The following is a 24,886-nucleotide window of genomic DNA, read 5'->3' as shown; positions in this document are numbered from 1 at the left end:
GCTGAACTTTGCAGGTATATGGTCCTGTTTTTGATATAATTACATTAGTTTTGCATCCTTTCCCGCTAACTATATCCTACTATTTCACCTATTGCCTTGAAAAAACATCGTTTTCTCCCCCTAATGCTCCTGTGCCTCTTCTTAGTTGGAGCATTGAACCTGCAGGGGCAGAACCGTGGCTCCAAGTCCACTAAATCTGCCTCAAAAAAGACGGCTACTACCAAGAAGCCCAAAACCAAAAAAGGTGCCGCCGCATTCAACCCCAAGACCGATCCGCCTTTCCTGGGAGCCAACCAGAAGTGGGTAGATTCTGTCTTCAAAACCCTTACGCCCGAAGAGCGCATTGCGCAGCTCATCATGATTCCGGTGTACTCCAACAAAAACCAGGTGCACATTGACTCCATCAGCCGCCTGATCACTACTTACAAAGTGGGTGGTCTGATCTTCTTCCAGGGCGGACCGGTACGCCAGGCGCACATGACCAATCGCTACCAGCGCGAAAGCAAAGTGCCTTTGATGATCTCTATTGACGGCGAGTGGGGTCTGGCCATGCGCCTGGACAGCACCGTGCGGTTCCCGTACCAGATGGCGTTGGGCGGTATTGAAGACGAACGCCTGATCTATGACATGGGTGCCGAGATTGCCCGACAGTGCCGCCGCCTGGGCATCCACGTGAACTTTGCGCCGGTAATTGACGTGAACAACAACGCCAACAACCCGGTCATCGGCTTCCGCTCCTTCGGCGAAGACAAATACAACGTGGCCCGCAAAGCCATGGCCTACGTGAAAGGTATGCAGGACAACAAAGTGCTGGCCAACGCCAAGCACTTCCCCGGCCACGGCGATACCAACGTAGACTCGCATTACGGTTTGCCGGTCATCCACTTCTCTAAACTGCGCCTGGATTCTCTGGAGCTGTACCCTTTCCGGGAGCTTATGGCAAACGGCCTGGGTAGCTTGATGGTGGCGCACATGAACATTCCGGTACTGGACAACACCAAAGACCTGGCTTCTACCCTTTCCAAACCCATTGTAACCGATTTGCTCAAGAAAGAAATGGGCTACAAAGGCCTGGTGTTCACCGATGCCCTGAACATGCAGGGCGTGGCGAAGTTCTACGCCCCCGGGGTAGTAGACGTAAAAGCCCTGCTGGCCGGTAATGACGTGCTCCTGAACACCATGGATGTGAAAACCACCATTGAGGAAGTAAAGAAAGCCATCGCTAACAAAGAAATCACGCAGGCCGAGATTGACACGCGCGTACGCAAAGTGTTGGCCGCCAAACAGTGGATGGGCCTTGATAACTGGAAACCCATTGAGACCGAAAACCTCATTGCCGACCTGAACAACCCTACCGCCGACTACATCAACCGCCAGCTGACCGAGGCCTCTTTGACGCTTCTGCGCAACAAGAACCAGATTCTGCCTATCAAGACGCTGGACACGCTGAAGATTGCCGCCCTGGCCATTGGTACCAACACCGAGACTGATTTCCAGCGGAACCTGGCCAAATACACCCAGGTAGACAACTTCTTCCTGCCCCCTACCAACTCCATCGCTGATCTGCAGGCCTTGAAAGACAAGCTGAAAGGCTACAACCTGATACTGGTAGGTGTGCACAAGCTGCAACTGAAAGCCTCCGGCACCGGAACCTTCGGGATTACCGCCGAGATGAACCTGTTCCTGAAAGACCTCATCCGCTCCAAGCCAACGGTGGTGAGCGTGTTCGGGAACGTATATAGCCTCACCCGCTTTGAGGATATTGAGAAAGCCCACGGCGTACTGGCGGCTTACCAGGAAAACGAACTCACCCAGGACGTAGCTGCCCAGATCATTTTTGGCGGGGTAGGCGCGAAAGGCAAACTGCCGGTGAACGTGTCCAACTCCTTCAGGATTGGCGATGGTCTGAGAACCGAAGGCGGTCTTAGACTGGCGTACACGCAGCCAGAGGCCGTTGGCCTGAGATCAGAGGATTTTGCCGGTATTGATACCCTGGTAAACGAAGCCATCAGAGCCAAAGGCACGCCGGGTGCGCAGGTACTGGTAGCCAAGAACGGTAAAGTGATTTACTATAAATCGTTTGGATACCACACGTATGAGAACCAGACCCCGGTTCAGAACACCGATTTGTACGACCTGGCTTCCGTTACCAAAATCACCACGGCACTGGCCGCTTACATGAAACTGAACGGCGAAGGCAAATTTGACGTGGACAAAACCCTGGGCGAGTACCTGCCCCTGATGAAGGAGTCTAACAAAGAGAACCTGAAGTACCGCGACATCCTTACCCACCAGGCCCGCCTGAAATCCTGGATTCCGTTCTGGAAAGAGGAATTGAAGAAGAACGGCGAATTGAAGAGCACAGTTTTCAGCCCAGATTCATCGGCTAAATTTCCCATCAGAGTAGCCAAGAACCTGTTCATCAACAAAGACCACGCGCAGGAAATCTACAGGCAAATCAAAGAATCTCCGCTCAACGACAAACCAGGCTATGTGTACTCAGATTTGTCGTTCATTCTGGCCCCGCTGGTAGTGAAAAACATTACCGGCGAGGATTTTGAGTCTTACCTGAAGAAGAACATCTACAAGCCGCTGGGCGCCACTACGCTCACGTTCAACCCGTACAAGAGCTATCCATTGTCTCGCATTGTGCCTACCGAGGTAGACACCCTGTTCCGCAAGCAACTGCTGCACGGCACCGTGCATGACGAAGGCGCTGCCATGCTGGGCGGCATCAGCGGTCACGCTGGTTTGTTCGGGAACGCGAATGACCTGGCCAAGGTGATGCAACTGTACCTGAACGACGGTATCTACGCCGGCAAGCGCATCATCGCCGATAACGTGGTGAGCACCTTCAGCAAATGCCAGTTCTGCCCAGACAACTACCGCGCCCTCGGGTTTGACCGTCCGTCTAAGCCAGGCACGGTGAACGGAAACGCTGCGCAGAGTGCCCCGGCCGAGAGCTTCGGGCACACCGGCTTCACCGGCATCTATAGCTGGGTTGATCCGGTAAACGACCTTGTGTACATCTTCCTGTCTAACCGCGTGCACCCCACCCGCGAAAGCTCTGTGCTTAGCAAGCTGAACACCCGCACCAAAGTAATGCAGGTAGTGTATGACGCCATGGCCAAAGCCAAATCTGCCCCTAAAGCAGAAAGCACCCTGGAAAGCAAGCGTTAGTCAAGCATTCTAGCAGATATAAAAAAGGCCGCTCTGGTTATCCAGGGCGGCCTTTCTGTTTGGTGGTATTTTTAAGCTGATTTACTGAAAGCAGGTCTAAAACGAAGAATCAATCTTTGCCAATCTTTAATCCATTTGACTACCCCTCCTACCATTCTTTCAGCTATCCCCTTTGTCATCCTGAAAGGATCTTATGAGCGAACGGTAAAGGCGTTTCTTTAGAGCCTTCTTAGCTTGTTCACAAAATCCTTTCAGGATGACAACACAGGAAGGGCACGATGACTATGGGAATTAGAAAGGACAGAAAGACAATGGGAAAGAAAAGGACAGGAAAGTGACAGAATAGAGCAGGTAGTAGAAAAGGATAGTCATGCCCCGAGTTTGCATCGGGGGACTTCCTGAGCCAGGTTCCTCCAGAAACAGTTTGACGGGTCAATTACTCAGCGTCAACTGGAAGTGCGGCGTGGCCGAGGTAATGGCGTCACCTTCGCGTTGGTTGGTGCTCACCCATTTACCCTGATGGTAGATCCAGCTGTTGGGGCTTTTGTTCTCGGGGCCGTAGCAGCGGAGGCTGGGTTCATAGGAGATGCGGGCCGAGCCTTGTTTCTCACCGGTCTCGGGGTCTACCGGCTCGTAGCGGTTCTGTTTGATGATGAGCCACTCAAAGGCAATGAAAAACCCTTTGGTTGGCATCTGCAAATCGTACTGGCTTACATTCAGACTCACGGTTCTGATGCCTTTAGGCGCGTTGCCCATGAGCGGTACTGAGAGCAGGTGCTTGCCTGGCTCGCCGTTTTCCCCTACCTGCAGCAGATGCAACCGGAACGAGGCATTTTTTATATTGCTCAGGGCCACCAACGAGATCTCATCCAGGAAAGGTGTAGCGGCGTAGGAAGGTTTGTAGGGAATGTACTGGGCCACAATCCAGGGTGTGCCGTTGCTCCCGAAGGAGTACTCCGTGCGGTTGTCCAGTTTGTTGATGATGAATTTGCTGCGCTTGGTGCTCTTTTTCACCGTTACGGTGCTCAACGCCACCGCAGATGGCACCAAGGCTACCTTCATGTTCCCGGCCGGAATGGTGAGACGGGTTCTTTCGTAGCCTAGGCAGGAAATGACCAGCGTTTTGCCCTGCAGGTTGGTTTGCCCCAGACTGAACTCGCCTTTCTCCGTGGAGGTGGTGCCCAGGTTCTCGTCTTCCACCCAGATGTTGGCGTAGGCCACAGGTTTACCGCTGGCTTTGTCTGTGATAGTTCCTTTTACCTGACCAAATCCCGCGCTCGCAGACCACAGGAAAACGAAAAGCAGAAGAATCGCTGGTTTCATGCCGCGTGCGTTGGATGAAGAAGCTGTTTTCAGGCTGTCTTGCAGAAAACAACCCGAAAACAGGATTTTGAAGAGAGATCAATTCCTTCAACGCTGATCTTGGGTTCTTATTTGGTGCGCCTTTAAATTTCCCGTGAGGTTACACCTTGTACACATCGGCTAAGACTACGTGCTCATCTGGCTTCCGATTGTCGGCGGGGCTGTCAAACACCACCAGCAGGTGCTCGTCATCCAATACAGCCAGTCCTTCGGCTTTGTCCTTGCCCGAGGTGGGGCCGCTGCCGTGGGGTACGTCAAAAAGGTGTTCCACTTCTTTGCGATGCACCATCTGTTCGCCTTTTCTGGTCTTGTTCATGGCATCGGGCCAGCGGAACACGGCAATGGTGCCGTCCAAATCCATGGAGGGGCCCGCCAGAATGTACAGATCATCTCCTTTGGTCCTGAGTTCCCTAATTCCCTGCCCACCCAGGTGCAGGAAGTGCTTTTTGTACAGCGTGCCGTCTTCATTGGCCTTCAACTGCAGGTATCCTTTTTCCTCTGCGTCTTCCAGTTGCAGCTCGAGGATTATGGCCCAGCCGCGCAATACGGGGCCACGCAAGCCTACAAAAACGCGCCCTTGGTGAATGGATAGTCCCTCAATGTCAAATCCGTTGTCTTTTCCGGGAATAGGCAGGAAATGGGCCAGGTGCGGGTCTTTCTCAATGGCGTCCATGAGCTGGTTGGTTTTGCCCGAGCTCATGAGTTGTGCCGCCCGCAGGGTTTTGTCCGAGTCCTCGGGGTCAGAGCATTTCTTGCACAGGGTGTACTCGCCGGTGGTGGCGTCCTGCACCAGCGGAATACGGGCCAGCAGGTAGCGGTTGGACTCGCCTTTCACCTGCGCCAGGCGCTTGATCTGCTTCTCCACCGAGTCTTCTTTGCGCGGTTTCTTGCGCTTGAGACTATGCGAACCCACCAGCCAAAGGTACCCATCACATTCAGACAGGCCTTCTATGTCTATCTCAGAATTGGTGCCGTCGGGCAGGTCCAGGTACTGGGTGAGGTCAAAGTGCACGTGCTCGCCAAAGGAGTGTTCCCCGGTTTTCTTCAGGCGCTCCAGGGTGGTTTGCTCATCGCAGCTCAGCCAGAGGTAGTCGCCGGTGCGCAGGACCGTGGAAAGGCCGTCTCGCACGTGTTTGCCGGTGGCCGTGATGCTGTGGGTGGAGTTAAACTGAAGTTCAAGATGAAAGGCAAGGTGCTTCATAGGTTTGGCTTTGCGAACGGGATGCTTCTTTAAAGTAACGCCTTTTACGGCTATTTTAAGAAAAGTACGGCAAAAACAAAACGCGACAACCCGGGGAGAGTTGTCGCGTTCTGGGTGCTTCTCAGAGGAAAGGTCTATTCACCGTCTTCTTCGGCGGGCTCTTCTATGATGTTGCTGTCTCTGTCTGATTTGAAGTTAGGGAAAGCGGCGTTGCCTTCTTCCAGCGCTTTGGCCAGGGCCGGATTCGCCTGCAGGCGCTTGCTCACCGATGGGTCAAACATGAGCTCAAAGATGGACTTGAAATACGGTTTGGCCTGAAAGCGCTTCTGAAACGCCTCTTTCTCGGCTTCGCCCAGGGCTTTCACTTCCTGCGCCCACTTCTCCAATTCGGGTTTCAGCTTGCGCATCTCGGCACCGGCTTCGTTGGAGGCGTTTTTGAGCATAGTAATGGTTTTCTGGTCATCTTTCTCCTGGAACGCCAATTTCATTTTACTGGCGTAGGTGTTCATGATCTTGTCCATCTTCGCTTCGGTGGGGTTGATGCCCGCCTGCGCCGACACCATCAGCAGGGAGAACACCAGACTCAGCAACCCCGTGGCAATCCGTTTCATCATCTTTTTACCTGATTGAATTAAACAATTTATTTAAAGCATAGACCACCAAGGCAGCGGCCGTCCTTCTGTGATTTTATCCTAGCCTACTCTTTTACGACTCCTTTTTAGGCTCATCTGGTTTGGCGGCTTCTATGACTTTCACCTTGTCATTAGGCTTGAGGCCTTCCACCACCTGGATGTTGATGCCGTCAGACAAACCAGTTTTCACCAGTTTCTTTTGGAACTGCTGCGGCGCGGTCTCCACCTCTACAAACACGCTGTCTTTGCCTTTCTTCCCGAACTGCAGCAAGCCCTCTTTAATAGCCAGCACATTGTCTTTCTGGTCCAGCACAATATCAGCGTTGGCGCTGTAACCGGCCCGCAGGAAATCGCCGGGCTGCAGCAGCACCTGCGCTTTCACCTGGAACTTCACGGCTCCTTCTTCCAGCACACCCTTCGGCGCGATGTACTCCAGTTTGGCCTTGAACACCTTGTCTTCAATGGCCCCGATGGTGAGGTTCAGATCCATGCCTTCGCGCAGTTTGCCCACCTCAGACTCATCAATCTTGCCCTCAAAGATGAGGCTCTTCATATCGGCTACGGCGGCAATGGTGGTGCCCTCGTTGAAGTTGTTGCGCTCAATCACCGAGGCACCCACTTTCACGGGCACGTCCAGCACCATGCCGTCCACGGTGGAGATGATGATGTTAGAACCGCCGGTCCGCCGCGAAGTGCCCGATTTCACCAGTTGGCGGTTGTTCTCCGCCGAGGTCAGGTCTTCTCTCCGCAGCCGGTACTCCATTACAAACTTGTTGTATTCCTGCTCGGCAATCACCTTTTGGTCAAATAGTTGTTTCTGGCGCTCCATCTCGCGCTTGGCCTGCTCAAAGGCAATTTTGGCGGTCTGCACGCTGGTCTCGGCGTTGTTCACGTTCACCATGTTGGGCACAATCCGGATCTTGGCGATCCGCTGCCCGGCACGCACGCTCTGGCCCGCCTCTACGTACAGTTCTTCCACAATGCCCGATACCTGCGGCTTGATCTGGATTTCCTTTCTGGGCACAATAGAACCGGTGGCTACGGTTTTCTTCACGATGTCGGTGTAGAACGGCTTCTCGGTCTGGTACACCACAGGGTCGGCGTTCGCTTTCTTGTAGAAATAGTAGCTGATCCAGACGGTGCCGGCCAAGAACAAGAGAATGAAAAAACCTAATACTACCTTTTTCATGATATTACACTGCTTATGATGTTTGAATGCGCGGTTACCCCTATCCCGGGGCTGAATCTTCCTTCGTTTAATGCTCGTTTTCTATAAATCAGGCGGAAAACAGAGGTTCCTGCTTCTGGTGTTTCTCGTCTTATTTAGTTCTACTGGCGCGAGTCTCCAGACTCGTGCCTCTGGATAACGGGAAGTCTCCAGACTTCCCTCGCTGCCCCGCAGCGAAAGCGGGACTGCTGATTTTCTTTAACGCGGATTTACTCATGGTTCCCGGCGAGTCTGGAGACTCGCATCATCCCACGTCACGAGTCTAGAGACTCGCGCCAGCCGGACCAGCCACTACAGCATTAGCACATAAGCACATTAAAAAGTCAACCCATTGGTTACTCATCTTTGAGCGCCTCCACGGGGTTAACTCTTGCTGCTTTAGTAGCCGGAATGAGCCCCGCCAAGGCTCCCATGACCACCAGCAGTACCACCGCCATAAGCGCCACCCTGGGGTCCACCTCCGGGCTCGCGAAGAAGCCGGCGTCCACCTTAAACTTGTTCATCAGGTACTCAATCAAGGCCACCAGCCCGGTGCCGGCAATAAGCCCGGTTAAACCCGCAATGCTAGTAATCACCACCGATTCCTGTAAAATCAAGCTGATCACCGACCACGGCGTGGCTCCCAAAGCTTTCCGGATGCCGATTTCCTTCGTGCGTTCCTTCACCACAATGAGCATAATGTTGCCCACCCCAATAATGCCCGCAATGATGGTCCCAATGCTCACGATCCAGCTGAACCCCGAGATACCGGCAAACAGCCCCTGCACGTCTTTGAATTCTTTCTCCACGTTGGCTGAGCCGAAGGCTTTCAGATCCGTGGGCGCTACCTGGTGGCGCTGGGCCAACAGCGTTTTCACTTTTTCCTCCACTACCTCGGCAGGTACGCCCGGCGCCGGAATGATCTTGAAGTGCCCGATGCGGTTGGGCTGGTTGAAGGTCTGTTGCAGCGTAGTATTGGGGATGTAAATGGTCTGGGAAGCGTACACAATGTCCTCTCCTTTGCCTACCGGCGTGAACATTCCCACCACCTGGAAATGGCTGCCCTTGATGTTGATGTATTTGCCAATAGGGTCTTCGCCGGTTTTGAACAGCACTTCCTGCACCCGCGGACCAATCACCGCCACTTTGCGCTTCTCCTCAATGTCAATGCGGTTCACGAAGCGACCGGTGGAAATGGTGAGCGGGTCTACGTACAGCATCTCGGGGTAGTCGCCGCTCACGTTGAAGGAGGAGTTCTTGTCGCCGTAACTCACCGTAAAGGTGCCGTCCAGGCCGTTGCTGGGCGAGAGTACGCCTACTTCGGGAACCTGCTCCTGAATGGCCTTGACATCGTCATTGGTGAGGTGCACAAACCGGCCTGCTTTCAGGCCCATGTAGGGTACGCTGGTGCGCTGGGTCCAGACAAACACCGCGTTCTTGGCAATGTTAAAGTCATTGGTAATGCCGTGCTCCAGTCCTTTGCCCGCGCCCAACAAGAGCACCAGCATGAAGATGCCCCAGAACACGCCAAACGCCGTGAGCCCCGTCCGCAGCTTGTGCTTCTTGACGGTGGCGTAAATCTCAGCCCATTTGTCTACATCAATCATTTTTGGGGAGTTCTGAATCCTGAGTTATGAGTCTTGAGTCAATTGTTGTTTTGGGTCTGTTTTCTTGAATTCAGCCTGTAAACAGCTTATGGAGTTCCGGGTGAAGAAGGTGTGGGGCACCTGTCTGCAACACTTCCTAATTCTTAATTCCTGATTCTCAATTCTGAATTATTCCGCCCTGAGGGCTTCAATGGGTTTAATGCTGGCGGCTTTGAGGGCGGGCATGAGTCCGGCCAGGGCTCCGGCCAGTACCAGCAGCACCGTGGCCGAGACGGCCACACCCAGATTCACCCCCGGACTGGCGAAGAACGGCAGCTCTGCGCCGGATTTCTCCAGAGCGTAGCGCATCAGATCCAGCAGCCCCACGCCCGCCAGCAGCCCCAGATAGCCCGAGAAAGCCGTGATTACCACTGATTCCTGCAAAATCATGCTCACAATAGACACCGGCGTAGCGCCCAACGCCTTGCGCACCCCTATCTCACGGGTGCGTTCCTTCACAATGATGAGCATGATGTTGCTCACGCCCACAATCCCGGCGATGAGCGTGCCTACGCCCACCACCCACACAAACATGTTGATGCCGTTGAACAGACCCATGATCTGCTCGTATTCCTTCTCTCCGTTGTTGATATCCAGCGCCTGGGCATCCTCCGGGGAGAATTTGTGCCGTTGCGCCAGTAGGCTTTTCACTTTGTCTTCAATCACCTGCGCTTTCACGCCGGGTTGGGCCACCATGGCCACCAGTTGCACCTGGTTAGGCTGGTTGTAAGTGGTCTGCAGCGTGGAAAAAGGAATATAGGCCCGTTCCTCCCTCCGGCCGCCGTTGTTGCCGCGCACGGTAAAGATGCCCACCACCTTGAAGTGAATGCCCTGGATGTTCACGTACTCCTCCAGGCCGGTTTTATCTTTGAACAGTACTTCGCGCACCTTCTCGCCCAGCACAATCACCTTGCGTTTCTCTTTGATGTCGTTTTCGTTGAGGAGGCGGCCCACTTTCAGGCGTTCGCCGTTCACTTCCAGGAACTCCGGCGTGGACCCGAAGACCTGGTAAGAGCCATTCTCCGTCTTGTAGTTGATGGTGTATTCGCCCCAAAGGCGGTTACGTGGCGAGATGATCTGCACCTGGGGTACTTCGCGGGAGATGGTGGCAAGGTCCTCGTTGGTGAGTTTTATCTCACGGCCGGGCCCCAGGCCTTTGTGCGGCATGGAAGATTTTCCGCCGGAAAAGAAGATTCCGTTCTTGGCTCCGTCGCCAAAGCGGTTGAACACCCCGTTCTGCAAGCCTTGCCCAAAGCCCAGCAGCATCACCAGCATGAAAATGCCCCAGAACACGCCAAAGGCCGTGAGAAAGGTGCGGAGCTTGTTCTTCCGGATGGTGCCCAGAATCTCCTGCCATTTGTCAATATCAATCATGTTCTGCGGGTGTCAGGCTTGGGAATAAGCAACTGGCGTCAGAAAATCCTCGGTTTTATTTCCCAGCCCATCGTCCAGGATTAGACCGTCTTTAAGCCGGATCACGCGTTGGGTTTGGTCGGCAATGTCGTTTTCGTGGGTAACAATCACCACGGTCATGCCTTCGCGGTTAACTTCCTTGAAAATCTCCATTACCTCGTTGGTAGTGGCGGTGTCCAGGGCACCGGTGGGTTCATCGGCTAAGATCAGTTTGGGCTTGCTGATGAGGGCCCGCGCAATGGCTACGCGTTGGCGCTGCCCACCGGACATCTCGTTGGGCGAGTGCTCGGCCCACTCTTTCAGGCCCACGCGGTCAAGGTACTCCAGGGCCAGTTTGTTGCGCTCTTTTCGGCCTACTTTCTGGTAATAGAGCGGTAACGCCACGTTTTCCATGGCGTTTTTGAAGGTAAGCAGGTTGAAGCTCTGGAAAACGAAGCCCAGGAACTTGTTGCGGTAATAAGCGGCTTTGGCTTGGGAGAGGTTCTTGATGGGAGTGCCTGCCAGCGTGTAGTCTCCGGAGTCAAAATCGTCCAGAATGCCCAGGATGTTGAGCAAGGTAGATTTGCCGGAGCCGGAAGAACCCATGATAGACACCAGTTCTCCTTCGCGTATGTGCAGGTCAATGCCTTTCAGCACATGCAGTTTGTGCTGCGCCATGGCGTAATACTTATGGATGTTCTGGAGCTGTATCATGGTCAATCAGGGTTGAAATGCTCTTCTACAAACTCTTCGGCTAGAATGCTTTCCTTTACAGATGCTATTCTATTGGCTTGGGTTGCTTCTCCCACAAAAAAAGATGTGCTGTTTTAAGCCAGCTTTTTCCAAAACCGGCCTAAAACAGCGGTGTGAAAGCAACTACCTTATTTGTAGCATTCACCCTTTACTTCTTACAACAATTTCAAGACAAATATTTGGCAGTTCTCCCCTATCCCGTATCTGCGAATGCTTTCCTTACCCAAGTTAATCGATTATGAATCAGACTACTACATTCTTAAATCATTTCCTGGACGCAACAAAAAAGCCGCTCCCGGTAAAGGAAGCGGCTTTCTGCTTTAAGAGAAGTTTTTTTTATTGTTTCAGGGTGATTTTACGCTCAACGGTGTTAAACGGACCAGGAATCACTTTCCCTTGGTTGTCAATTAACTCCAGTTTAAAGGTGTTCTCGCCCATCGGCAGGCCTTCTACCAGGTACGGCAGCCACTGATCCAGAATAAACTCGTTCCCGTTAATGGTGGCGCGCACCTTGTTTCCATCTTTGGCCAGTTCAGTATTCACCAGGTAGAAATCCAGCATGATTTTGCGGGTATCGGCACCGGTGTACTCTCCTTTAGGGCGGCTGTAGAACAGGTGCTGGCCGTTCTCGTCAAACTTGGCGGTGTTGCCGGTGGCATTGCCCACATTGATCACGCGCAGATCATACGCTTCTTTGTGCTTGATGCTCTCGTGGTAAGAACGAGACAGGAACGACAGCACCACGTGCTGGCCCGGCTTGATGGCTTTCTTGAACGTAGGTTTGTAATGCGCGGTATAAGGCTCATTGTCTACGATGTTGTGGATGTGCTGGCCCTCTTTGGAGTTGGCGTGCTCATGGGTACCCGCGTCTGGCGTCTGCTGGCTCAGTTGGAAGTTGTTTACCGCATACTCAAACTGCACCGAGTCGCCGGTTACTTTCCCGTTTTTCTCGGGTCTGTTCAGTTCCAGATCGGCATCAGGGAAATCAACGGAGTTGCTGTAAGAATATACTTTCAGGCCGCCTTTCTCCATAGGCGTACCCATGGTGCCCTGGTGCTGCACACCGGCGGTATCATGGTCCATGCCCGCGTGATCCGCGGCAGCGGTGGTATCGGTATCGGTGGTAGAGGCAGCGCGCTTTCCGTCACAGGCAGAGGCAAATAGCAGGGCGGCTACTGCCAAAAAAGACAAATGTTTCTTTTTCATAGTAGTTAGGTTTTCGTATAAATACGCAGAATGTTTCAAAGATAGAAATTTTGTAACTTGCAGCCCTTTTTAGCACCAATTAAGAAGACGTCAAAGGAAGACATCATGAGCGATAAATTATTAGAGGAAATTCCATCGTTAGACTTAGCCGATTTCGTTTCCGGCGACCCGGCCCGCAAGGCGGCTTTCGTGCAGGCGTTGGGCGAGGCTTACCAGAACATCGGTTTTGTGGCGGTTAAAAACCACGGCTTAAGCAATGAACTGACCGAGCGTCTGTATACTGCCACGCAGTCGTTTTTTGCGTTACCGGATGACGTAAAAAGCAAATACGAGATTCCGGGTTTGGCTGGTCAGCGCGGTTACGTGGGCAAAGGAAAAGAGCACGCCAAAGGCCGCAATACCGGTGACTTGAAAGAGTTTTACCACGTAGGTCAGATCGTGACGGATAATGACCCGGTGAAAGACGAGTACCCAGAGAACGTATGGCCTGCCGAGGTTCCTGATTTTGAATCAGCTACTTCCACAGCTTACAAACTACTGGAGAACGCCGGCAAGAACATGCTGCGTGCCATTGCCCTGTACCTGGAACTTCCGGAGGATTACTTCGATGCCAAAGTACACAACGGGAACAGCATCCTGCGCGCTATCCACTACTTCCCCATCGAGGACCCAGACAGCGTACCCGCCGATGCCGTACGCGCCGCCGAGCACGGTGATATCAACCTGATTACCTTGCTGATGGGTGCCTCTGCCGATGGTCTGCAAGTACTGCGCCGCGATGGTAAATGGATTCCAATCACGGCCTTGCCAGAGCAGATTGTGGTAAATGTAGGCGATATGCTGAGCCGCCACACCAACAACAGGCTGAAGTCTACCATTCACCGCGTAGTGAACCCGCCGCGCGAGCTGATGCACACTTCCCGCTACTCTATCCCGTTCTTCATGCACCCACGCTCTGAAATGGACCTGACCTGTCTGGAGAGCTGCATTGATGAGCAGAACCCAAAACAATTCCCAGACACCACCGCCGGTGAGTTCCTGAACGAGCGTCTGATTGAGCTAGGACTTAAGAAATAACCCATTGCAAAATTTAGAAAGGGGCCTTTTGGGCTCCTTTCGTTTTTATGCCTATTTTTAAATAAAGGCTTAAAAACGCGTCACAAGCCCACACCATTTGCGCCCTCGTAACTACATTTTCCTGAAAGATGTTGCGTATCTCTCGCTCACCGCGTTTGGTGGGCCGCAGGCGCATATTGCCATGATGCTGCGCCTGATGGTGGAAAAGAGACGGTACATTACAGAGAAGGAACTGCTGGAACTCAACGCGCTCTGCCAGATCTTGCCTGGCCCTTCTTCCACCCAAACCATCACAGCCATCGGTTTCAAGGTAGGCGGCCCTAATCTTGCCTATCTTACCCTGCTCGTCTGGATTGCCCCGGCGGCCTTGATCATGATTGGCGCGGCTTTGCTGATCTCCTTTCTGCAAGGCAAAGGTGCTCCACTGGGTTTTACCCGGTTTATTCAGCCTATGGCCGTAGGCTTTGTGGCTTTTGCGGCCTGGCGCATCAGTTCTAAGGTAGTGCATACCAAAGGCGGCATTGTGATCATGGTGATCTCTGCCATCCTCTCGTTCTTCTTCCGATCACCGTGGGTGTTCCCGGCACTGCTGTTGGCCGGTGGGAGCCTGACGGCGCTCCGGTTCCAGGACCAGCCGGTGCTGGAAAAGAAACCCATGCGGGTAGAATGGGCCAACTTCTTCCTGTTTCTGGGGGTTCTGATCGCCGCCGCCTTGCTGGGAAGATACACGCAACTAAGGGCGGTACTGCTGTTTGAGAACTTCTACCGGAACGGCAGCCTTATCTTTGGGGGTGGCCAAGTCCTGATTCCGGTGATGTACACTGAGTTTGTGGAATTCAAAGGCTATCTTAGTTCCAAGGAGTTTCTGTCTGGTTTTGCCATGGTACAGGCGCTACCGGGCCCCGTTTTCTCTTTCTGCTCCTACATTGGCACCTTATCCATGCGACCCTACGGATGGGGAGGGCAGATTATTGGGGGCGTAGTTTCTACCATCGGCATCTTCCTGCCGGGCACGTTCCTGATCTTCTTTGTGATCCGCTTCTGGGAAGAACTCCGCAAGTACCGGGTTATCCAAGCCTCCATGGAGGGAATCAATGCCGTAGGTTGTGGAATGGTTTGCGCTGCGGCTATAATGCTCTACCACCCCATTGAGAACACCCCTTACAATTTTGGTCTGGTGGTAACCACCTTCGCGTTGCTGCAATGGACCAGAATCCCGGCTCCGGTACTTATTTTGACTGGGCTAGTCATAGGTCTGCTTTTCCCCGAATGATCATTTTGGCCTAGTTTCTTTAAAATAAGCTAAAAAAGAGAGCCCTGTAAGAGTAAAAATCTTACAGGGCTTCCTTTTTAAGCTTGAAACAGGTAGTGTTTTTAAGTACCTGAAGGATGTTTTACAAACTTCCAGACATGTTTTTCTCTTTCAGGATGTTCAGCAGGTAATCGCCGTAGCCGCTCTTGCGTAGTGGATTTGCAATCCGTTGTAATTGCTCGGCATCAATAAAGCCCATCCGGTAGGCGACTTCTTCAATGGCTCCAATTTTCAATCCCTGGCGCTCTTCAATGACCTGCACAAAGGTGGCAGCCTGCATCAGCGACTGGATGGTACCGGTATCCAACCAAGCAGTTCCGCGGTCTAAGATTCCTACCTTCAGTTTCCCCTGGCGCAGATACTCTTTATTTACATCGGTAATTTCGTACTCGCCTCTGGGGCTGGGCTCCAAATTTTTGGCAATTTCCACTACTTGGTTGTCATAGAAGTAAAGACCAGGTACCGCGTAGCTAGATTTTGGCTGCAAGGGCTTTTCTTCGATAGAAATGGCCTTCATGTTATCGTCAAACTCCACCACTCCGTAACGCTCTGGGTCATTCACATGGTAGGCGTATACCACTCCTCCGTCTGGATCATTGTTTGCCTGTAGCAATTTGCTCATGCCCGATCCGTAGAAGATATTGTCTCCCAGAATAAGTGCGGCTTTGTCATTTCCTATGAAGTCTGCCCCTAACACAAAGGCTTGGGCCAGTCCGTTAGGCACTTCCTGCACCTGATAGCTGAAATTACACCCAATCTGGCTACCATCTCCCAACAGACGCTCAAACATGGGCAGGTCATGCGGGGTGGAGATAATCAGGATATCCTTGATCCCCGCTAACATCAACGTTGACAACGGGTAGTAGATCATGGGCTTATCGTACACAGGCATCAGCTGTTTACTTACCGCTAAGGTGAGCGGGTGCAGTCTTGTTCCTGAGCCTCCGGCTAAGACAATTCCTTTCATGGTCTTATTTTTGGTTGTAGATGAAGTCTTGGTTCTCCCGGAACCAGGCCAGCGTTCTTTGCAGACCTTCTCTGATTTTGATTTGCGGATCATACCCCAGCAGGTTTCTTGCTTTGGAGATGTCGGCTAAGCTATCTCTGATGTCACCGGCACGTTCTGGGCCATATTCTGCCTCTACGTCTACCCCGGCCTCTTCTTTCAGGATGTTGAACAGATCGTTCAAAGAAGTTCTGTCACCCACCGCAATGTTGTACACTTGGTTGATGGCCTCGGGGTTGGTAACCAAGGCGGCTTTAATGTTGGCCTGTACGCAGTTCTCCACGAAAGTGAAGTCACGGGTGTGCTCGCCATCGCCGTTCATTCTAGGGCCACGGTTATTGAGCACCGCATCAATGAACAAGGGAATTACGGCTGCATATGCCCCGTTTGGATCCTGACGCGGCCCAAAAATGTTGAAGTAACGCAGCCCGATGATCTCCATGCCATAAGTTTTGCCAAAGACATCGGCATACAGCTCATTCGCGTATTTGGTAACGGCATACGGTGAGAGGGGCTTGCCTATCTTATCCTCCACTTTAGGCAGGGATTTGCTGTCGCCGTAGGTAGAAGAAGAGGCCGCATACACGAACCGCTTTACCTTTTGCTCTTTGGTAGCAACCAGCATGTTCACAAAGCCACCCACATTTACATCATTGGAAGTGATGGGGTCCTTCACGCTTCTGGGTACAGAACCCAGAGCTGCCTGATGGAGCACTACATCCATGCCTTCGCAGGCTTTCATGCAGTCTTCCAGATTACGGATATCGCCTTCCTGCACTTCTAACCGTTCATTTCCCTGAAAGGCTTTGAGGTTCTTGTGGAATCCGTTGGAGTAGTTATCCAGGACCCGTACTTTCTTGGCGTTGTACTTTAAAAGGTATTCTACCAGGTTTGAACCAATAAATCCGGCACCACCGGTGATCAAGAATGACGTCTGCTCCAGGGAGCCGTCATGAAAAGGATGCTCGTACACTTGTGCTAATTAAGAATAACGAATTAGGAATTAAGAATCTCTGCTCGTTTAAGGCTTGGTTTACCCATAAACTGCCAAAAACAATACCTTCTGAACAGAAGGGCAGAGATCTTTTTATTTGAGAGGAGAATTCTGGTAAATGACTGCTGTCAAACCATGGAATTGCCTCTAACAAGAAGTGCGTTTTAGGCTTCTTTCTGTTGAAACAGACCTAAAACGCACTCTTGATTTTTAGCGGGCGTATTGCTCGTTGTAGTACTCCTGGTAGCTGCCCGAAGTCACGTTCGCCAGCCACTCCTCATTTTGAAGGTACCAGTCTACCGTTTTCTCTAGGCCTTCTTCAAACGTAACGGAAGGCTTCCAGCCTAACTCCCGCATGATTTTAGAGGAATCAATGGCGTAGCGCAGATCGTGTCCGGCTCTATCGGTTACAAACGTGATCAGCTTCTGGGAAGTCCCTTCTTCACGGCCCAGTTTACGATCCATGATATCACACAGCAGGTGAATCAGGTCAATGTTACGCCACTCGTTCACCCCGCCAATGTTGTAGGTTTCACCCACCACACCTTTGTGGAACACATCATCAATAGCCCGGGCGTGGTCAATGACATACAACCAGTCTCTGATGTTTTCGCCTTTGCCGTATACCGGCACCGGTTTCATGTTCTTGATGTTGTTCAGTGCCAACGGAATAAGCTTCTCTGGAAAGTGGTTAGGGCCGTAGTTATTGGAGCAGTTAGACACTTTTACCGGCATGCCATACGTATGGTAATAGGCCCGCACAAAGTGGTCTGAACTGGCTTTAGAGGCTGAGTAAGGAGAACGAGGATCGTACTTGGTTTCCTCGGTGAATAACCCTTCTTCGCCTAGGGAGCCATACACTTCATCGGTGGAAATGTGGTAGAACAGTTTTCCGGTGAAGTCTGATTTCCACAGTTCTTTGGCAGCGTGCAACAGGTTACAAGTCCCATTCACATTAGTGCGAACGAATGCCATAGGATCTGTGATGGAACGGTCTACGTGCGACTCCGCAGCTAGGTGTACCACAGCATCAAACTGCAAATCCTGGAACAAGCCGTTGATATACTCCTGATCTGTGATATCACCTTTAATAAAGGTGTAGTTTGGAGCATTCTCAATGTCGGTCAGGTTCTGCAGGTTGCCCGCGTACGTTAACTTATCTAGATTGAATATCTGATAATTAGGATACTTGGTAACGAATAACCGAACGACGTGAGAGCCAATGAACCCGGCTCCGCCTGTGATTAGTATTTTCATCTTACTTTGAAGTATTCTTCATCAATTGCTGTTGCCAAGCCCAAGAACTTCCCAGACTATCTTCCAGCGACAAAGACGTTTTAAATCCTAATTCCTGTGTGGCTTTGGTCACATCGGCGTAGATGGCAGGTACATCCCCCGCGCGGCGCGGCCCTATTTTGTAGTTGAATTTCTGACCCGTAGCGTTTTCAAAAGCTTTGATTACTTCTAGTACGCTGCTGCCTTTGCCCGTTCCAATGTTGAACACCTCATAAGGAAGAGCATCTGGTTTCTCCAGACGTTTGATAGCTGCCACGTGGGCTTTGGCCAGATCCACTACGTGTACATAATCACGGATATTGCTCCCGTCAGGCGTATCGTAGTCGGTGCCGAACACGGTTAAACTCTCCCGGATACCGGCGGCAGTCTGGGTGATAAACGGCACCAGATTGCTTGGAATACCAAGTGGCAACTCTCCAATCAGCGCTGACTCATGGGCACCCACGGGATTGAAGTACCGCAGGGCAATTGACTTAACAGCATAACTGCCACTGTTGGCTACATCCTGTAAAATCTCCTCGTCAATCTTCTTGGTATTGCCGTAAGGCGAGTTCGCTTTCTGGGTAGGGGTTTGTTCCGTTACTGGTAGACTCTCTGGAATACCATACACCGTGCAGGAAGATGAGAATACCAGTTGTGTTACCTTGTTCGCCTCCATTACCTGCAACAACGTGATCAATCCGGTCACGTTGTTGTGGTAATACTTCAGAGGCTCTTTCACAGATTCACCTACTGCCTTGTAGGCAGCAAAGTGAATCACTCCCGCGATATCTCCTTCTTTTGAGAAGACTTCCTGCAACGCTACGGCATCAGTACAATCTACCCGGTAGCAGGGTACTTCTTTGCCTAGTATCTGCGCCAACCCTTCCAACACCCGCTCTTCAGAGTTACTGAAATTATCAACAATGATGGGTGTATAGCCGGCCTGGGCCAGTTCAACTACTGTGTGGGAGCCGATATACCCCGCTCCACCGGTTACAAGAATCTTGCTCATAAAGATAGGTTACAAACTCCAGTAAGGTAATGTATTAACTTTTCCCCGATAAATTCCTTTTAAATCTATAACAATCGGGTTATCGGTGGAAATACTTTTGAAATAATTTTCATCAAAGCCCAAGTAATCCTTGTGGTTCACGGCTACCACAACGGCATCATAGTCGTTGCTTGGGGTTTCGGTGAGGGCAAATCCGTACTCATGCTCCAGTTCCTCAGAAGAGGCGTAAGGGTCTACTACGTCTACCTGCACTCCAAAGCTTTTCAGCTCGTTGATCACATCGGCCACTTTTGAGTTACGGATATCCTCCACGTTTTCCTTGAAGGTAGCGCCCATCACCAACACTTTGGCTTTGGAAATAGCTTTGCCTTCTTTGATCATCATCTTGATGGCTTTGCTGGCTACGTAAGCGCCCATTCCGTCGTTGATGGTACGTCCGCTTAAAATAACTTTGGAATCGTAGCCCAGAGATTTGGCTTTGTAGGTCAGGTAATAAGGATCAACGCCGATGCAGTGACCACCCACCAGACCAGGGAAGAATTTCAGGAAGTTCCACTTAGTACCGGCAGCTTCCAACACCTCGTAGGTGTTGATGTTCATGCGATCAAAGATGATAGACAACTCGTTCATCAAGGCGATGTTCACGTCACGCTGGGTGTTCTCAATGATTTTAGCAGCCTCGGCCACTTTGATGGAAGAAGCCCGGTGTACACCAGCCTCTACTACCAGTTCATACACTTTGGCAATAATGTCCAAAGACTCTTCGTCACAGCCAGACACCACTTTCACAATCTTAGTAAGGGTGTGCTCTTTGTCGCCTGGGTTGATGCGCTCGGGAGAGTAGCCCACTTTGAAATCCGTTGGGAACTTAAGGCCTGACTCGCGCTCCAAAATCGGAATGCAGTCTTCCTCGGTACAGCCTGGGTAAACCGTAGATTCAAATACCACATAGTCTCCTTCTTTCAACACTTTCCCTACCGTGGTGGAAGCGCCAATCAAAGGTTTCAAATCTGGTAAGGCATGGTTATCAATAGGAGTGGGTACGGCCACTATGAAAAAGCGCGCCTCTCTGAGCTCATCCAGATTATGGGTAAATGTAATATCACAACCTTCGAACGCTGATGACTCCAGCTCACCACTTGGGTCAATATTGTTTTTCATCAACTCCACGCGCTTGGCGTTGATGTCAAATCCAATTACGCTAATTTTCTTGGCGAACTCCAGGGCAATGGGAAGTCCTACATATCCTAATCCGATGACCGCCAGTTTGGCTTCTTTGTTGAGGAGTTGTTGGTACACAATTAATCTATTTAAATGGATAATTTGGTTACTTGGTTATTAGCTAAAATATATTTCTCGCCCGTTTCGGGGCAAACAGCCTCATCTTGCTCATTAAAAGCCAACTTATGCCCTGCCTCGCTTACCCAACCGTGCTGCTTAGAGGGGTTACCATACACCAAAGCATAAGGAGGCACATCTTTGGTCACCACCGCCCCGGCTCCAATCAAGGCATAGGCTCCAATGGTATGGCCGCACACAATAGTAGCATTGGCTCCTATGCTGGCTCCTTTTTGCACTAAGGTCTTCAGGTATTGGTCACGCCGGTTGATGGCGCTTCTGGGGTTGAGCACGTTGGTGAACACCATGGAGGGACCTAGGAAGACATCATCCTCGCACACCACCCCGCTGTACACCGATACGTTGTTCTGGATTTTGACATTCTCCCCTAACACTACACCGGGGGAAATAACTACATTCTGGCCGATGTTGCATCGTTTGCCGATCACACACCCGGGCATGATGTGCGAAAAGTGCCATATTTTGGTTCCCTCTCCAATCTGACAACCATCATCTATAACGGCGGTCTCATGGGCAGTGTAAGGGGGAGCAGAATGCGTCATGAACAAATTCCTTTCAAAAGAGTCGGGCTCTTTACGGATGAGCGCGCCCTTTGGATATAATTTTTTTTGCAAGCGCAAAGGTAAGCGTTTTTATAATATTTATTAGATCAGGCGGTTAAATCCCCCGCCTCAATTTGCATTTAGCCCCAGGCGGCTTCCAACATGCGGTCTTTCCCCCGTAAATCCTGAAAAATTTGCACATTCTGGTAGTTCATCTGGTGCAGCATTTCTTTCGTTTCCTGCGCAAATTTCTCATTTATCTCAAAAAACAGCTTTCCGCCTTTCTTCAATAATCGCTGTGCTACCACCGCAATACGCCGATAGAACAGCAGCGGGTCTTCGTTGGGCACAAATAGCGCCAGTGAAGGTTCAAAGTTCAGTACATTTTGCCGCATCAGGGCTTTTTCCTCTTCCAATACATAAGGTGGATTGCTGATCACGGCATCCAGGCTGTGCGGCTCGATGGCTGGTATCTCCTGAAGTATGTCTTGCAGTAGCCACTCTACCTTCTGACCAAGCTTTTCGGCATTTGATTTTGCCACTGCCAAGGCTTCGGGCGAGACATCCAGGCCCCAGGCCTGCGCCTGAGGCAGTTCTGCCGCCAAAGTAATGGGAATGCAGCCGCTGCCGGTTCCAATGTCCAATAGTCGTACCTGGGGTTGGCGCTGGTAGGTTTTGATGACTTTTTGCACCAACTCTTCCGTCTCAGGACGGGGAATCAGGACGGCGGGTGTTACGGTGAAATCTCGGCCGTAGAAAGAAGCCTCACTCAAAACGTACTGCAGGGGTTCATGCTGCAACAGACGTTCCTGGTACTGCTGCACCTGGGCTTGTAATCCATCCGGGGCAGGGTCTTTCCGGCGTTGCAGGAGTTCGAACCGACCTACTCTTAACGCGTGCTGTAACACCCACTCGGCCATGGTGCGGGCTTCAGGCTCTTCATAAAGCGTTTGCAATTGGCGGGTCAGGTTCTCTAAAATCTCTCCAATGGTGAGCATACTGTCAGTTTTAGGCAATTTCTGAAAAAACACCCGATATTCGGGCAAAGAAACCACCGGAACGCGTAAATACATACATGAGCAGCGACGAGAAATACATGCAACGGGCTTTGGATCTGGCAGCATTGGGCACCGGACAAGCCAGACCTAACCCCATTGTAGGCTGTGTGGTGGTACACGGTGACCAGATCATAGGCGAAGGCTGGCACCAGAAGTTTGGCGGCCCGCACGCCGAGGTCAATGCCATCAACAACGTTGAAAACAAAAGCCTGCTGCCCAAAAGCCGCGTGTACGTGACACTGGAACCCTGCTCGCATTATGGGAAAACCCCGCCCTGCGCAGATTTCCTGATCCAACACGGCGTAAAAGACGTGGTCATCTGTAATACTGATCCTAACCCGCTGGTGGCCGGACGCGGAATCCAGAAACTCGTGAATGCCGGTTGCAAGGTTCATATTGGGGTGTTGGAGCAGGAAGGCCTGGAGCTCAACCGGCGCTTTTTCACGTTCCAGACACAGAAACGCCCGTACCTAGTGCTGAAATGGGCGCAATCCGCCGATGGTTTCATTGCCCTGCCCAACTACCAGCCTTGCCAGATCTCGGGGCTTCTAGCGAAACAGTTGGTGCACAAATGGCGCACCGAGGAGCAGGCCATTCTGGTAGGCACCCGCACCGCGCTCCATGACAATCCGCAGTTGAACACCAGGCATTACCCGGGGCCATCGCCGCTCAGGATAGCCATTGACAAACAACTGCAGATTCCGGCCACTCACCACCTGTTGGATGACAGCCAGCCCACGCTCATCTATACCTTACAGCAGAAGGAACCCACCGGCCAAACCGAGTTTGTTTCCTTATCTCCCGAGGGCAACTTTCTGGAGCAACTGCTCGCAGATCTGTATCAGCGCAACGTACAGTCTGTATTGATGGAAGGCGGCACAGTACTACTGGAAGCCTTACTGCAGCAAAATCTCTGGGACGAGGTCCGGGTTTTCAAGAGTCCGGTTAAGTTAGGAGATGGCATCAAAGCACCTCATTTTCCTCCTCTTCCGTTTTCTTCCCGCAACCTGGTGGGCGATGACGAACTAACCATTTACCGGAACATCAACTCGTAAACACCTGTTTTGGGGCTCTTCCAAGCAAAACAGCACCAAAACAAACAAGCCAAAGCTTTACCAATTTGCTGGTTTCCTCCAGGACAGTTGCTCCAGGAAACTAGCAGGGCTACCTTTGCCGTTCAAGAAATTATTGTGCTTCAAGTGCATTGGCACATCGGCACATTTACCAATTAGCACATTACCCATGGCCGAAGACTTATTTATTGACACCACGCTCTCCAAAGAAGAGAAATACAAAGCCCTGCTTCCACAGATAGAAGCACTGGTTGCCCCCGAGACTGACCTGATCGCCAATCTTTCCAACGTAATGGCGGCCCTGAAACAAGGATTTGACTTTTTCTGGGTGGGCGCTTACCTGGTAAAAGAAAACCAACTGGTGCTGGGGCCCTTCCAGGGGCCGGTGGCTTGCACCCGTATCCCGTTCCATAAAGGCGTATGCGGCGCCTGCTACACCCGCCGCGAGACCATTGTAGTACCAGACGTGGAGGCTTTCCCGGGCCACATCGCTTGCAGCAGCGCCTCCAAATCTGAGATTGTGGTACCCGTGATCAAAGACGGTGAAGTGAAAATGGTGCTGGACGTGGACAGCGACCGCCTGGATGATTTTGACGAAGTAGACCAGAAATATCTGGAGCAACTGATGAAACTGGCCGAGAACTGGTTCTAAGTTTAGTATCACGTAGCACGTATCAAGTAACACGACTTTAGACTTGCCGATTCAGGCCCGATTTCTGAAAAACAGCCCCAAAACGAAGAAGCCTCATCTGGATTAGATGAGGCTTCTTCGTTTTTATGGGACTCCTCGGGAGTCGTGCTACTTGCTATGTGATACGTGATACCAACTACTAGCTAAAGAAAGAACCGGTGTTGCTGGTCTTCAGCTGAGCGATTACCGTCTGGCCGCCTTTGGTTTTTTGACCTAATTCCACTTTCACCTCCGTGTCTACGGGCACGAAGATGTCTACGCGGGAACCGAACTTGATGAACCCGAACTCCTCGCCCTGGTTTACTTCATCACCCTCGGTTACATACCACACAATGCGGCGGGCCATAGCCCCGGCAATCTGCCTAAACAATACCTGCGGACCCGCCAGAGACTCCACTACCACCGTGGTACGCTCGTTCTTGGTGCTGGACTTTGGGTGCCACGCCACCAGGTAATGTCCTGGATGGTACTTGAAGTATTTCACAATGCCAGACACCGGGTTACGGGTAATGTGCACGTTGATGGGCGACATGAAAATGGAAATCTGCTTGCGCACATCCTTGAAATATTCGGGTTCTTCCACGTTCTCAATCACCACCACTTTGCCATCGGCGGGAGCTACCACCAGGTCTTCATGAAGCAGCAGATTGCGGTACGGGCTGCGGAAAAACTGCAGAATCAGCAGGAAAACGATGAAGGAAATTGCGGAGAAGATCCGGTTGAAGGTGAGGTGTTCGCTGTTGAAGTAATAAAGCACCAAGTTCACGACCAGGAGGCCCAACAAGGTAAAAAACAGGATCTTTCGTCCTTCCTTATGAATTTTCATCAGATGCTTTCTTAGGCTTAAGAAACAAAATTATAAAAAAAACCGCCTCCAGTCTAAAAAAAAGACCGGAGGCGGCAAG

Annotated in this window: 21 protein-coding genes; 5 read left to right on the top strand and 16 right to left on the bottom strand. The window is 51.6% G+C overall.

The window, feature by feature from the left end; genetic code table 11:
* Positions 1-123: 123 nt before the first annotated feature.
* Positions 124-3,180 carry a serine hydrolase domain-containing protein gene (locus JT719_RS13650; protein WP_207433883.1) on the top strand — a complete coding sequence of 1,019 codons (3,057 nt, stop codon included), beginning with the start codon at positions 124-126 and terminating at the stop codon, positions 3,178-3,180.
* A gap of 432 nt (positions 3,181-3,612) precedes the next feature.
* On the opposite strand, the gene JT719_RS13645 is transcribed toward JT719_RS13650, so the two are convergent.
* From JT719_RS13645 to JT719_RS13610, 8 genes are all read right to left on the bottom strand, one after another.
* A complete protein-coding gene (locus JT719_RS13645) occupies positions 3,613-4,503 on the bottom strand; it encodes a carboxypeptidase-like regulatory domain-containing protein (protein ID WP_207433882.1) in 891 nt (296 codons plus the stop codon).
* A 139-nt stretch (positions 4,504-4,642) separates the two neighbouring features.
* On the bottom strand, positions 4,643-5,743 hold the full coding sequence (locus JT719_RS13640) for a DUF3616 domain-containing protein (protein ID WP_207433881.1): 1,101 nt from the start codon (positions 5,741-5,743) through the stop codon (positions 4,643-4,645).
* Positions 5,744-5,877: 134 nt separating this feature from the next.
* Positions 5,878-6,357, bottom strand: coding sequence for a hypothetical protein (locus tag JT719_RS13635; RefSeq protein WP_207433880.1), 480 nt, complete (start codon positions 6,355-6,357; stop codon positions 5,878-5,880).
* Positions 6,358-6,448: 91 nt separating this feature from the next.
* A complete protein-coding gene (locus tag JT719_RS13630; RefSeq protein WP_205500599.1) occupies positions 6,449-7,564 on the bottom strand; it encodes an efflux RND transporter periplasmic adaptor subunit in 1,116 nt (371 codons plus the stop codon).
* Positions 7,565-7,938: 374 nt separating this feature from the next.
* Positions 7,939-9,189, bottom strand: a complete 1,251-nt coding sequence (locus JT719_RS13625) for an ABC transporter permease (RefSeq protein ID WP_205500600.1) — start codon at positions 9,187-9,189, stop codon at positions 7,939-7,941.
* Between the two features lie 168 nt (positions 9,190-9,357).
* Entirely contained in the window at positions 9,358-10,602 is a 1,245-nt protein-coding gene (locus JT719_RS13620) for an ABC transporter permease (protein ID WP_205500601.1), read from the bottom strand.
* 12 nt (positions 10,603-10,614) lie between these two features.
* Complete coding sequence (locus tag JT719_RS13615) at positions 10,615-11,334, bottom strand: ABC transporter ATP-binding protein (RefSeq protein WP_207433879.1); 720 nt, start codon at positions 11,332-11,334, stop codon at positions 10,615-10,617.
* A gap of 375 nt (positions 11,335-11,709) precedes the next feature.
* Positions 11,710-12,579, bottom strand: coding sequence for a hypothetical protein (locus JT719_RS13610; protein ID WP_207433878.1), 870 nt, complete (start codon positions 12,577-12,579; stop codon positions 11,710-11,712).
* A 105-nt stretch (positions 12,580-12,684) separates the two neighbouring features.
* Here JT719_RS13610 and JT719_RS13605 point away from each other — a divergent pair, with 105 nt between their 5' ends.
* Both JT719_RS13605 and chrA read left to right on the top strand, forming a co-directional pair.
* Positions 12,685-13,656, top strand: a complete 972-nt coding sequence (locus JT719_RS13605) for an isopenicillin N synthase family dioxygenase (protein WP_207433877.1) — start codon at positions 12,685-12,687, stop codon at positions 13,654-13,656.
* Positions 13,657-13,753: 97 nt separating this feature from the next.
* Entirely contained in the window at positions 13,754-14,929 is a 1,176-nt protein-coding gene (gene chrA, locus JT719_RS13600; RefSeq protein WP_207433876.1) for a chromate efflux transporter, read from the top strand.
* 121 nt (positions 14,930-15,050) lie between these two features.
* On the opposite strand, the gene rfbA is transcribed toward chrA, so the two are convergent.
* The 7 genes from rfbA to prmC form a co-directional block, all read right to left on the bottom strand.
* Positions 15,051-15,935: a glucose-1-phosphate thymidylyltransferase RfbA gene (rfbA, locus tag JT719_RS13595; protein ID WP_207433875.1), complete on the bottom strand. Its 885-nt coding sequence runs from the start codon at positions 15,933-15,935 to the stop codon at positions 15,051-15,053.
* 4 nt (positions 15,936-15,939) lie between these two features.
* Positions 15,940-16,947, bottom strand: a complete 1,008-nt coding sequence (locus tag JT719_RS13590) for an SDR family oxidoreductase (RefSeq protein ID WP_205500607.1) — start codon at positions 16,945-16,947, stop codon at positions 15,940-15,942.
* Positions 16,948-17,178: 231 nt separating this feature from the next.
* The gene (rfbB, locus tag JT719_RS13585) at positions 17,179-18,225 is read right to left on the bottom strand and encodes a dTDP-glucose 4,6-dehydratase (protein ID WP_207433874.1); all 1,047 of its coding nucleotides are present in this window, start codon (positions 18,223-18,225) and stop codon (positions 17,179-17,181) included.
* Between the two features lies 1 nt (position 18,226).
* Positions 18,227-19,258 (bottom strand): UDP-glucose 4-epimerase GalE, encoded by a 1,032-nt coding sequence (gene galE, locus JT719_RS13580; RefSeq protein WP_207433873.1) that lies wholly within the window; start codon positions 19,256-19,258, stop codon positions 18,227-18,229.
* Positions 19,259-19,267: 9 nt separating this feature from the next.
* A complete protein-coding gene (locus tag JT719_RS13575; protein WP_207433872.1) occupies positions 19,268-20,557 on the bottom strand; it encodes a nucleotide sugar dehydrogenase in 1,290 nt (429 codons plus the stop codon).
* Between the two features lie 11 nt (positions 20,558-20,568).
* Positions 20,569-21,159 carry an acyltransferase gene (locus tag JT719_RS13570; RefSeq protein ID WP_207433871.1) on the bottom strand — a complete coding sequence of 197 codons (591 nt, stop codon included), beginning with the start codon at positions 21,157-21,159 and terminating at the stop codon, positions 20,569-20,571.
* A 140-nt stretch (positions 21,160-21,299) separates the two neighbouring features.
* Entirely contained in the window at positions 21,300-22,157 is an 858-nt protein-coding gene (gene prmC, locus JT719_RS13565; protein ID WP_207433870.1) for a peptide chain release factor N(5)-glutamine methyltransferase, read from the bottom strand.
* A gap of 77 nt (positions 22,158-22,234) precedes the next feature.
* On the opposite strand from prmC, the gene ribD reads away from it, so the two are divergent.
* Complete coding sequence (gene ribD, locus JT719_RS13560; RefSeq protein WP_207433869.1) at positions 22,235-23,272, top strand: bifunctional diaminohydroxyphosphoribosylaminopyrimidine deaminase/5-amino-6-(5-phosphoribosylamino)uracil reductase RibD; 1,038 nt, start codon at positions 22,235-22,237, stop codon at positions 23,270-23,272.
* 187 nt (positions 23,273-23,459) lie between these two features.
* On the top strand, positions 23,460-23,942 hold the full coding sequence (locus JT719_RS13555; RefSeq protein WP_205500614.1) for a GAF domain-containing protein: 483 nt from the start codon (positions 23,460-23,462) through the stop codon (positions 23,940-23,942).
* A 178-nt stretch (positions 23,943-24,120) separates the two neighbouring features.
* Here JT719_RS13555 and JT719_RS13550 read toward each other — a convergent pair whose 3' ends face one another.
* Positions 24,121-24,807, bottom strand: coding sequence for a phosphatidylserine decarboxylase family protein (locus JT719_RS13550; RefSeq protein WP_207433868.1), 687 nt, complete (start codon positions 24,805-24,807; stop codon positions 24,121-24,123).
* Positions 24,808-24,886 lie beyond the last annotated feature (79 nt).

The sequence above is a fragment of the Sabulibacter ruber genome (assembly GCF_017355955.1).
GTDB lineage: Bacteria > Bacteroidota > Bacteroidia > Cytophagales > Hymenobacteraceae > Nibribacter > Nibribacter ruber_A.
This window is presented reverse-complemented; position numbering and strand designations above follow the sequence as displayed.

Coding starts and splice junctions, on each gene's coding strand:
- JT719_RS13650 (WP_207433883.1), top strand. CDS start 124: ATGCTCCTGTGCCTCTTCTTAGTTGGAGCATTGAACCTGCAGGGGCAG.
- JT719_RS13645 (WP_207433882.1), bottom strand. CDS start 4,503: ATGAAACCAGCGATTCTTCTGCTTTTCGTTTTCCTGTGGTCTGCGAGC.
- JT719_RS13640 (WP_207433881.1), bottom strand. CDS start 5,743: ATGAAGCACCTTGCCTTTCATCTTGAACTTCAGTTTAACTCCACCCAC.
- JT719_RS13635 (WP_207433880.1), bottom strand. CDS start 6,357: ATGATGAAACGGATTGCCACGGGGTTGCTGAGTCTGGTGTTCTCCCTG.
- JT719_RS13630 (WP_205500599.1), bottom strand. CDS start 7,564: ATGAAAAAGGTAGTATTAGGTTTTTTCATTCTCTTGTTCTTGGCCGGC.
- JT719_RS13625 (WP_205500600.1), bottom strand. CDS start 9,189: ATGATTGATGTAGACAAATGGGCTGAGATTTACGCCACCGTCAAGAAG.
- JT719_RS13620 (WP_205500601.1), bottom strand. CDS start 10,602: ATGATTGATATTGACAAATGGCAGGAGATTCTGGGCACCATCCGGAAG.
- JT719_RS13615 (WP_207433879.1), bottom strand. CDS start 11,334: ATGATACAGCTCCAGAACATCCATAAGTATTACGCCATGGCGCAGCAC.
- JT719_RS13610 (WP_207433878.1), bottom strand. CDS start 12,579: ATGAAAAAGAAACATTTGTCTTTTTTGGCAGTAGCCGCCCTGCTATTT.
- JT719_RS13605 (WP_207433877.1), top strand. CDS start 12,685: ATGAGCGATAAATTATTAGAGGAAATTCCATCGTTAGACTTAGCCGAT.
- rfbA (WP_207433875.1), bottom strand. CDS start 15,935: ATGAAAGGAATTGTCTTAGCCGGAGGCTCAGGAACAAGACTGCACCCG.
- rfbB (WP_207433874.1), bottom strand. CDS start 18,225: ATGAAAATACTAATCACAGGCGGAGCCGGGTTCATTGGCTCTCACGTC.
- galE (WP_207433873.1), bottom strand. CDS start 19,258: ATGAGCAAGATTCTTGTAACCGGTGGAGCGGGGTATATCGGCTCCCAC.
- JT719_RS13570 (WP_207433871.1), bottom strand. CDS start 21,159: ATGACGCATTCTGCTCCCCCTTACACTGCCCATGAGACCGCCGTTATA.
- prmC (WP_207433870.1), bottom strand. CDS start 22,157: ATGCTCACCATTGGAGAGATTTTAGAGAACCTGACCCGCCAATTGCAA.
- ribD (WP_207433869.1), top strand. CDS start 22,235: ATGAGCAGCGACGAGAAATACATGCAACGGGCTTTGGATCTGGCAGCA.
- JT719_RS13555 (WP_205500614.1), top strand. CDS start 23,460: ATGGCCGAAGACTTATTTATTGACACCACGCTCTCCAAAGAAGAGAAA.
- JT719_RS13550 (WP_207433868.1), bottom strand. CDS start 24,807: ATGAAAATTCATAAGGAAGGACGAAAGATCCTGTTTTTTACCTTGTTG.